The sequence below is a fragment of the Candidatus Neomarinimicrobiota bacterium genome, from assembly GCA_034716895.1.
In the GTDB taxonomy this organism is placed as follows: domain Bacteria; phylum Fidelibacterota; class UBA8477; order UBA8477; family JABMPR01; genus JABMPR01.
Genome location: JAYEKW010000193.1, coordinates 1 through 9,153 on the forward strand (window position 1 = coordinate 1; position 9,153 = coordinate 9,153).

The 9,153-nt window shown below is 45.4% G+C and carries 10 protein-coding genes; 2 read left to right on the plus strand and 8 right to left on the minus strand.

All coding sequences use genetic code 11. From position 1 onward, the window contains the following. A partial coding sequence (locus U9Q77_11555) for a phospholipase (protein MEA3287992.1) occupies nucleotides 1-208 on the plus strand: 208 nt, incomplete at its 5' end. A gap of 86 nt (nucleotides 209-294) precedes the next feature. Here the strand turns inward: U9Q77_11555 and U9Q77_11560 are convergent. Genes U9Q77_11560 through U9Q77_11590 form a run of 7 tightly spaced genes read right to left on the minus strand, consistent with a single transcriptional unit; the run spans nucleotide 295 to nucleotide 7,583 of the window. Next, nucleotides 295-1,854, minus strand: coding sequence for a transglutaminase-like domain-containing protein (locus U9Q77_11560; GenBank protein ID MEA3287993.1), 1,560 nt, complete (start codon nucleotides 1,852-1,854; stop codon nucleotides 295-297). Between the two features lie 4 nt (nucleotides 1,855-1,858). Beyond that, nucleotides 1,859-2,608 carry an outer membrane lipoprotein-sorting protein gene (locus U9Q77_11565; protein ID MEA3287994.1) on the minus strand — a complete coding sequence of 250 codons (750 nt, stop codon included), beginning with the start codon at nucleotides 2,606-2,608 and terminating at the stop codon, nucleotides 1,859-1,861. Then, the gene (locus U9Q77_11570) at nucleotides 2,605-3,936 is read right to left on the minus strand and encodes an FtsX-like permease family protein (protein MEA3287995.1); all 1,332 of its coding nucleotides are present in this window, start codon (nucleotides 3,934-3,936) and stop codon (nucleotides 2,605-2,607) included. The genes U9Q77_11565 and U9Q77_11570 overlap by 4 nt, the downstream gene beginning before the upstream one ends. A gap of 1 nt (nucleotide 3,937) precedes the next feature. Continuing rightward, complete coding sequence (locus U9Q77_11575) at nucleotides 3,938-5,110, minus strand: FtsX-like permease family protein (protein ID MEA3287996.1); 1,173 nt, start codon at nucleotides 5,108-5,110, stop codon at nucleotides 3,938-3,940. Between the two features lie 11 nt (nucleotides 5,111-5,121). After that, nucleotides 5,122-5,817, minus strand: coding sequence for an ABC transporter ATP-binding protein (locus U9Q77_11580; GenBank protein ID MEA3287997.1), 696 nt, complete (start codon nucleotides 5,815-5,817; stop codon nucleotides 5,122-5,124). Nucleotides 5,818-5,847: 30 nt separating this feature from the next. Beyond that, on the minus strand, nucleotides 5,848-6,951 hold the full coding sequence (locus U9Q77_11585; protein MEA3287998.1) for a hypothetical protein: 1,104 nt from the start codon (nucleotides 6,949-6,951) through the stop codon (nucleotides 5,848-5,850). Continuing rightward, the gene (locus U9Q77_11590) at nucleotides 6,948-7,583 is read right to left on the minus strand and encodes a TetR/AcrR family transcriptional regulator (protein MEA3287999.1); all 636 of its coding nucleotides are present in this window, start codon (nucleotides 7,581-7,583) and stop codon (nucleotides 6,948-6,950) included. The genes U9Q77_11585 and U9Q77_11590 overlap by 4 nt, the downstream gene beginning before the upstream one ends. Before the next feature lie 167 nt (nucleotides 7,584-7,750). On the opposite strand from U9Q77_11590, the gene U9Q77_11595 reads away from it, so the two are divergent. Beyond that, entirely contained in the window at nucleotides 7,751-8,458 is a 708-nt protein-coding gene (locus U9Q77_11595; GenBank protein MEA3288000.1) for a rhodanese-like domain-containing protein, read from the plus strand. A 66-nt stretch (nucleotides 8,459-8,524) separates the two neighbouring features. On the opposite strand, the gene U9Q77_11600 is transcribed toward U9Q77_11595, so the two are convergent. Continuing rightward, on the minus strand, nucleotides 8,525-8,911 hold the full coding sequence (locus tag U9Q77_11600) for a transcriptional repressor (protein ID MEA3288001.1): 387 nt from the start codon (nucleotides 8,909-8,911) through the stop codon (nucleotides 8,525-8,527). Nucleotides 8,912-9,153: the final 242 nt, after the last annotated feature.

Genomic DNA, 9,153 nt, shown 5'->3' on the forward strand with positions numbered 1-9,153 from the left:
AGCCTTGAAAGATCTGCCGGTTTTTGCAGGACACGGAACCCATGATAATGTGATTCCCATCGAATATGGTCGGCAGATCGTCTCACTCTGGGAAAAACTGCCAGTGCGGTTTGAGCACTACGAATACCCCATGGGGCATGAGATCTGTCAGGAAGAACTGGGACATATTCAAAATTGGATGAAACTTAATCTCTTAATAAACCAGTGACCCACGACCCACAACCCGCGGCCCACGACTAAAGTCATGGGCTTCTCGGCAACCTAACCCCCAACACCTAACCCCTCTCCGCTTTCTTACCACCACACCTGCTCCCCATTTTCCCAGGTGAAGATACGCTCTTGCTGACGGCTATCGGTTTCCACCAACCAATACAAGCCATTTTCCGGGACAGAGAATATGAGAGGAGAGTCCTTTGAAATCGCTTTTCCAACACTGACCCATTCGTCTTGCCAGACAAACATTTCATATTCAGTCTCTTCCGTGAAAAAAGTCTCAACAATTCCATCTGTGGATACGGCCAGTTTGCGTTTTGTAGTTGAAATGAGCTGGATGTGTTGGTCAGGAGTACCTTGACTCGCATCTAAAATGATGAGATCGCCTTCCAGGTCTAAAATAAAGGGGGCACTTGCCGGGATCAAATCGTCATTAACAAAATAGACCGGTAGATAAGCAATATCCCGACCCATATCGGTGAAAGTGACCTGATTGTTCTTAATCTTACTCCAATGAATGGCGCTCCACTCACCACTGTTAAAGACACAGAGATAGGCAAAGCGTGTACTATCAGGAATCGAGTCCAACTCCAAAGTGACATCGCTTACATCAACATAATCGGCAGTGACATCCAAATAACTTTTTCCGGATAACCAACGGGGTACTTTTTCCCACTCCTCCAATTGAAAAGTAAGATTCTCAGGCTGGTCTGCGTACATCTTACGATAGACCTTGGCCAGTTTGTTCCAGAGTCTATAAGCTCCAGGATCAGCTTCGCAGCCCATGAAAGGGATGATCTGTTTATCCTTTGACAGTACCGCATTCCAGGCGTGGTTGTTTCCGGAATTAGCCCAGTATGGGGTGTAGTCACTGGTCACGGCAATCCCATTGGCCCGCATGGCAGAAATGGCCAGATTGGTCATGTCTTCACACCGCCCCAGTTTCATTTCCATCATTTCTTGAACCCCTTGATCAGTAGGGTGTCGATAATAGCGCTCATCGAATCTAAACCACTCTTTCAACTCCTGATTGATCAGAGTTGCTGCTTTTACCGGGTCATCTCCAATTGCTGAATCCATGAGACTCTGGGCATAGCGATGCCAGAAAAGCGGTCGGAAAGACTCGATGGGTTCATTGCTGCCGCGATAGGGCAGGACATAGTTTGTGAATTCTGAGAAAGTCAGATTACTGGCCCAGGGGAGTTCCTGCCAGGCTCGAAATGACCAGTCAATATTTTCGATCAGGAATTCAGCCGTGATCGTCTCCAGATCTTTTTGGGTAACACTTCGGTCAAAATGCAATTCACCAATATTTACCTCAACACTATCCATACCTGCCACCATGGTTTTATAATCCGGAAAATCGGTGACACAGAAGGGAACGACCTGGTCAAGACTGTCGTAAAGTTCCACCGCTACATAGGAATGGCCACTCATATGTTCCAATAAAAACTCCAGTGCCTGCAACTTTTGAGGTTCGGGATCAGATTGGTAGTGATCCAGTGCTTTTTGGATTTCGATTTGATTGTCTTCGGCCAGTTCGAGGTATTCGGGAATGGCAATTGGCGGCTGTGTGTGAGTACAAGCCGAAAAACTGAAAAGTAGCCAGCCTGAAATAATTATTCCTCTAAAAAGGCGCATAGTATTACTCTCTCAAAGAAGCTTTAGTGAATATAAAATCGGGGATATCTACTCCGAATTTGATATCATCCACGATGTAGCGGGTACCCTGTCCTTTTGCCAAAACATCTTTGAAATACATTTCTTTGGGATACCAGCGGTCACCGATCTTCATCACCTCTCTGATCTCAAAGTTCTTCAGCAGTGTGGTTCCATCTTTGGCGTAACGCTCTTCCTTTAATGGCAAGTATCGCGTTTTATCCACCCAGACCTTACGCTGGGCATAGGCAATATCTTTAACCCCTTCTTTTACCCGCAGGCGAAGCAGGTAGCAGGGACGATCCATGAATACATCCTCACCCACAAGAGCTGCATCATAGATGTCCAACAATTTGCCGTTGTCCACCATATCTTCATAGGAGAGATCCGAACCGGATACACTTTGTCGTAGCATGTGTCCACTGATCTGGATCACGCGATCAGCCTGGGGTGAATACATCCAGAGAACATCATCGAGGCGGAGCATTTTTACCCCTTTTTCCCGAGCCGGCGAAAGATATTCCACCAGAGAAGTTGCCTCTCCTTGTGACCAGGATCGACTTGTGATACGCGTCTCACGACCCCGACGATTCGTGATGACCATGGTTGCCGTAGCTTCAGAAGATTCTGTGACCATCTGTTGATCGATCCGCTTGAGGATTTCCTCAACATCTGGTTGTGCCAGAAGCAGTCCTGGCAGGGTGAAAATCAAAATGAATCCAGCTAGATTTCTCATGTTTCTAATTCCTTAAACAGGCTTGATGTATCACGTTTAAAAATTCTCAGGCCAGAGAGTGCAGCCCCCAACAGGGTAGCCAATACACCAGGGAAAAATCCGATATAAAAGGCTTCAGGAGTTATGCGAGCCCGAACAATTGTTGGCATCAGCATGGTGCCATTATTCATCATATCCCCAAAGTTAATGCCTACCTCTTGTAGCCAGTAGCTAGCAGCTAACCCCATTGCTGTCCCAATCAGTGTCCCAAGCACACCCACACCGATGCTTTCAATAATGAGACTACGGTATACGTGACCTTTGGATTCACCCACAGCCAGACGTAAACCCATTTCAGCATAACGGCGAATAGCACCCATAAGACCAGTGTTCCATAGCACGATTCCCATGGCAAAGATCATCACCATACTCACAATACTCCCTGCCTTTGTCGTATAGCCATAGTATTCTCGCATATTGGAATCATCCAGCATAGTTACCATATAGGGGGCAAAACGATCGATGTGTTCATCATGTTCCAGATTCGCAACAAAGGCCATAGAATCATTATCCATGAACAGGGGATCACAATGCATTGTGTTAAAAGTGTCAACAAGAGCAGCTGCCAATGCATCATCATAATAAGACAGGGGAAAGAAACCCAGGATTTCTGAACTCCAGTCGCCCATATCCAGCATCTGTTTTACATCACCGATATCTGCCATGATCATGCTGCGATCCAGGGGAGGTGTTCCAAAATGGATCAACCCGGCAACATGGAAGTTTTGTAAACTCATGGAGCCATTCACGGTGGCTGAGATCAAGGTGACATCATCACCAACAGATATTTCCATTTGTTTGGCTAGAAGTTCAGCCATGAGAATATCGCCAGACTGTTGTGGAAGGGTCCCGGCTCTGAGGCCTGTCTCAAGGTCCCACCTCGTCCTATCGGCATCGTCAGGACCGAAGAAGTCAATGCCAATACCACCGACTCCTACCTGAGCTCTGGTTTCACGATTTTCATCAAAAGCGTCCAACAGACCACCAAATTTCAGCCGTTCTGACCAACTGAGTTCGGGATAGTTATTTCGGAGCATAACCAGCATCCCAGCTCCGTCTTCCATGGCTAGATCATTTGGTAAAATATCAACCTCGCCGCGGTAAGCCAGTGACGTAATCTTCACATGACCTGATTCCATACGAGCACTGTTATTGAGCATATCTCCCATGATACCTTTCATGTAGGCATACATGAAGACGGTTAGAAAAACACCCAGGGTAACGACGATGCTGGGAAGTAGACTGCGATGCCTGTCTCGCAGCATCCCTTTCATTAAAAATTGAAACATGCTATTTCCCTCTCAGTGCGTCAGTTGGTGCAAGTTTGGAAATCCTGCGGGTGGGGAGCCAGCTTACCAGAACCACGGTGGCAAAGAGTAAAGAGGTGGTCCCAACAACCAATCCTGCACCATATTTAGCGTAGATTCTATTTCCCAACGCCATGCCGAAGTCTTCAGTACCACCTGGAATAGCATAGCCATGCACAGCCATATAATAGAAGAGTGGGAAGCCAAAAATGAATCCTGCGGTAAATGCCAGAATACCATGCAGACTGCCTTCGATAGTGAACAGACCAATTACTTTGGCACGGGTAAGCCCCATGGCCATGAGTGTGCCCATTTCTTTCTTTCGCCTGAAAATGGAAAGCACTTGTGTATCGAAAATTGCCAGGAGAGCAATGGCAAAGAGAATACCATACATGATATCGCCGCCTACGTTCTTAGCAGTGATCATGTCCTTGGTATCCCTGAGCAAAAAGTCAAGATCATGGTATACCCAGGCAGGACTTTTGGGAGTGCCTTCAAATGGTTCGGTGAGCGCGATAATAGTGGCTTCACCTTCCATACGTGACATATTCTGCAAATCTGAGATTGGTATCCATATTTGATTTCTATCCACCGTTTGGACCACAGTGTTCATGACATGGACAATCTCTATCTCGCGAGCATCAAAGGTCCCTGCAACATCGCGCCAGCGTACTGTGAGTAGGTCACCTGATTCAAGACCGGTTTTGTCGGCCATCTTTTGTCCAATGAGAGCTGGTGTAAGCCCTGTTGCGCCTGCGACAATTTGGTTGGTAGGCAGATCCATCACTTTCTGATTGGGATTTATGCCCTTGACCAAGATGGTTTGCATGCGACCCTCTGGATAAATTGTGCCCTGACGTATCAGTATTGCTGCTGCATCATCTGATTTAATCAAGGCTTTTAATTCTTCAGGGTAGGGCGAATGCGCATCTTCAATAGTAAGTGGATCTAATGGATCATACTCACTATTCCAAACTTGCCCACCTTTGCCGAACTCAATATTGGTCATGGCATCATAGAGCTGATACGCCATACCATCCACAACACTTTTACCCCAGATCATGAGAATAAATGCCAGTGCCAGAACGAGTACATTAAGCCAGGTTCGTAAACCGGCTCCAACCAGATTTCGCCATGCGAGTTTAAATAGTACCATAACAAGCCTCCTTAGGCTGTTGTTTCATCTGACTGAATGGCACCATCTACCAGAGTTACTTTTCGTTTGAGGTAGCTGATGACTTTTTCATCATGGGTAGCGAAAACAAAGGTAGTTCCAAGATCCTTATTCAGCTTCAGCATGGTGTCCAAAATATGATGGCTATTCTTTGTATCCAGATTGGCAGTGGGCTCGTCCGCCAGAACGAGTTGAGGTTTCTTTACCATGGCTCTGGCAATAGCCACCCGTTGACTTTCTCCTCCCGATAGCGTTTTGGGCCTGCTGTCTGCTTTGTCCGCAATGCCTAGCCATTCCAGGGCTTCCATAACCATTTTTTTACGTTCTTCTTTACCTATGGTCAGTAGCAGTAATGGAAATTCCACGTTCTCAAATACCGTGTAAACGGGAAGGAGATTATAGGTCTGAAAGATAAATCCTAAAAAAGCACTTCGGTGATGGGCAGCTTGGGCTCCTGAAAGTGTGGCCAGGTCTTTTCCCAGAACCTCGACTTTTCCTTCAGAGGCAGCATCCAACGCTCCAATGATGTTTAGCAGGGTCGTTTTGCCAGATCCAGAAGGTCCGACTATACCTACAAATTCACCTGCATCAACATTGAAATCGACCCCTTTGAGAGCCGTGAAGTGACCGGTTCCAACGGGATAGCGTTTCACAAGTCCTTGTGTTTGGATCAGCATTCCATTCTTCATAGTAATTTCCTTTATTCCTTTAAACGCATATTAGTGATTGAAGGCAATATTGAGTTGAAGACCAGTACCTGCAGGTAGTGCCATTGCACCACCTCTAATTGTTTCAGGCATATCATAGAGGGCCAGATAGAATAACCAGTTTCCCCGATTATGTTGCCAGCCCAGCATGGGCATATATTGGGTCTCTAAATCTGGGGATTGAATGGCATAAAGATATGCTGTTAAGCCATCCTCCAGACTCAGTGTATAGGTGCTCATCAATGCCAGCGATCGTACTTGCCACTGCATCTCATTGGTAAGGGATCCCTGGTTACTTGATAGCATTTCGAGTGCGACATAGAGACCGTTTCCCAAAACAAATGTATAATCAATGCCCGCCATGGTTGTAATAATGTCAATTTTGGTTGAGGGCAATTCTACTCGAGAGAACATGGCTTCCGACCAGATCCCGATGACCACATCCATGCGAAAGTCACCAGCCAATCGGTTTTCCTTAATACCACTAGCATTCCATACATCAAGGCTATGCATCGTTATTCCAAATGTTCCTGCAGGGAGTGGGTATTCCAGACGTCCACCCGTGTCCCATGGTTTTTCACTGGGGGTGCTCATGATGTCTCGCCAGGTGTTGGGTGCATCTGTCATAGTCCAGAGTCTGAGATTCATTCCATTCTCAAAATAGTAACGCCCCATGGCTGCCCAGACCCCGGGAGAGAGTGCCAGTGGATCCCGGGGATCCAATTGGTCAAACCACTGCAATACGCGCAGCATGCGGGCAGGACCAAAGTTAATCTTTTGAAGACCCAGGCGAATTTGGGTTGCAGGAGAGTCGTAACGTAGTGTGAGACGGTAAAAATCATAATCTGATCGGGTGAGTGAATCGCCCTGTGCATTGGCGAACAGCTCCAGAGCACCATCAAATCCCAGGCGGATTCGGTCAGTTACTTGATGGTCCAGACGGAGCTGTGGAATATAGCGTAGCGTTGAAGGGCTATGGTCAAATGAACCATCGAATGAACTGGCATGGATCAGTGATATCTGTCCTCGTATATCATGGGAAAGGTGGTTATCTGATCCTACGACAAGGGAGCAGAAGGTCATTATGCTGACCAGTAACTGAAAGAGGGTTCTCATTGAGTGGCATCTTCCGCAGGCGGGCCAGAAGTACCATAGAAGAGGAAATTCATGAAGTCTCTGGACAGCTTTAATAGGTTATCACCATACATTGCCAACATGGTTTCGGATTGGGCATCTGCTCCCAGAATCGTCCAGACATGGAGTAAAAAATCTACACTATAATCAGGGTGTATCTCCCCACTGGATTGGCCATCAATAAAGAATTGCCTCATTGCTTGCATACCCATGTCTGTCCAGCTATTCATGAGTGCAACGATGTCAGCATCAGCACCCATGAGACTACGCATAAAGGTAGGTGTAAAATGACTGACCGCAGATTCCTTCATGGCTACCATAGCTTGCATTTTTTCCTGGAGATTCGCATCAGCAGTTCTGATTCTTTCAAACGTCTCCATACTAAGCTTATAACGCTCGCCCATATAATCTTCCAGCACTGCGAATTTATTGGAGAAGTATTTATAGAAAGTGACCTTTGAAACATTGGCTTCTCGGCAGATCTCCTCAACGGTGACACGATTATAGCCGAACTGCATGAAGAGCTGTTCAGCAGTGCGGAGGATATCACCTTCTTTTTGAGGGCGATCTTGGAAATCAGGAGGCTTAAGGTTTGGGAGTATTCGATGGGGCATAAAATGTACGAATTCCGTTATAAGTTATTAAAAACGTAAATAATATAGAATTACGTATAGTTGTTATCAAGAAGTATTATGGAAAATTTGTAAAGGTAACAACTCTTACAATTAAATATAGTTTGTCACCATTAGACCTACGGGTTATCTACAATTCAGGAGGATCCATGAAGAAGCTATTTTTCTTAATATTGATTGTTGGAGTCACCCTGTTTGACTGTGTGGGTGATAGTAAACCACAGGTCACTGAGCGTCAGTCACCCAATGCAGCTATTTCAGGGTGCGTACATGGCGGTTATCGTCACCTTGATCTCACGGTCACTGGGGAGCCGCTAGAGCTTACTGTTTATCGCGGAGATTACCTCAAATTCGATTTGAATGATGGTGATGATTCACGATCAGAATATCAACTACTCATTCCGCAACTTGACCTGAGTACTGTCCTCAAGGACAATTCGATAGAACAACCCTATTTCAAAATGAAGCAGACTGGAAAATATGAGTTCTCCATTGGAGAGCGCTCCGGTATGTTGATTGTGATCGAGCTTGAACAGGCCAACTATTCTGAGCTATCGCCTGAACAAGCCTGGAGGATGATCAACAATAACCCTCCTTTTCTGCTGGATGTTAGAACCAAACGGGAATTCAATGGAGGCCATATCAAAGGGGCGGCTCTGATTCCCCTGCAGGAACTTCAGAAACGCTATCCGGAACTGGAAATGTATAAAAATCAACCCGTTCTCATCTATTGTGCCACAGGTAATCGTAGTACCACTGCTTCCAAGATCCTATTGGATCACGGCTATAAAGATGTCATGAATCTACGCATGGGAATTATGGGTTGGGGCAGTCAAGGTTATAATATCGAGTTTTGATTGTTTTAGCTGTAGTAAAGACAACATATGCGTTGTCTTTACTACCCCGGCCGATCCATTATTAGCTTAGGCTTTTAAACAGTTTTCGCAGACACCCTCAAGTTCAAGATTAACCGATTTTATCTCAAATTTATATTTTTGATTAAAGGACTCGATCGTTTTTCGATCCAGAATCTCAATATCATACCATTTTCCGCATTTTGTGCACCGGAAGTGGTCATGGTGAAGGGTATTTCCATCATAACGAACCATGGCTTCATCTTTCAGCTTCAGGATCTGGCCATTCTCCACTAATTGGGTCAAGTTGCGGTAAACTGTGCCCAGGCTGATATTGGGAATTACTTTTTGGGTTTCTTGATAGATCCACTCGACATTGGGGTGTACCACAGTGCTGCGAATGACCTGGAGGATGGTTTCTCTCTGTTTACTATATCTGTATTTCGTAGGTTCCATGGATCGAAAGTAAGCGGAGGATATCCATTTTCAAGTAAATAGTAATAATTACTATTAATTGTTAGACAGTTGGATACATGGTAAACGAATAACGAGTGACCTGTGTCGGTATCCTGACCAAAAGGCCTGTAAGTTCAAATACCTAATAAAAATGAAGCATAATATATAGTATATTTAAAAATATCTTGTGATATCAAAAAAAAAATAACTAGATTGGGCATGTTTCAAACATATAGAATGAC

Coding starts and splice junctions, on each gene's coding strand:
- U9Q77_11560 (MEA3287993.1), bottom strand. CDS start 1,854: ATGCGCCTTTTTAGAGGAATAATTATTTCAGGCTGGCTACTTTTCAGT.
- U9Q77_11600 (MEA3288001.1), bottom strand. CDS start 8,911: ATGGAACCTACGAAATACAGATATAGTAAACAGAGAGAAACCATCCTC.
- U9Q77_11565 (MEA3287994.1), bottom strand. CDS start 2,608: ATGAGAAATCTAGCTGGATTCATTTTGATTTTCACCCTGCCAGGACTG.
- U9Q77_11580 (MEA3287997.1), bottom strand. CDS start 5,817: ATGAAGAATGGAATGCTGATCCAAACACAAGGACTTGTGAAACGCTAT.
- U9Q77_11585 (MEA3287998.1), bottom strand. CDS start 6,951: ATGAGAACCCTCTTTCAGTTACTGGTCAGCATAATGACCTTCTGCTCC.
- U9Q77_11575 (MEA3287996.1), bottom strand. CDS start 5,110: ATGGTACTATTTAAACTCGCATGGCGAAATCTGGTTGGAGCCGGTTTA.
- U9Q77_11570 (MEA3287995.1), bottom strand. CDS start 3,936: ATGTTTCAATTTTTAATGAAAGGGATGCTGCGAGACAGGCATCGCAGT.
- U9Q77_11590 (MEA3287999.1), bottom strand. CDS start 7,583: ATGCCCCATCGAATACTCCCAAACCTTAAGCCTCCTGATTTCCAAGAT.
- U9Q77_11595 (MEA3288000.1), top strand. CDS start 7,751: ATGAAGAAGCTATTTTTCTTAATATTGATTGTTGGAGTCACCCTGTTT.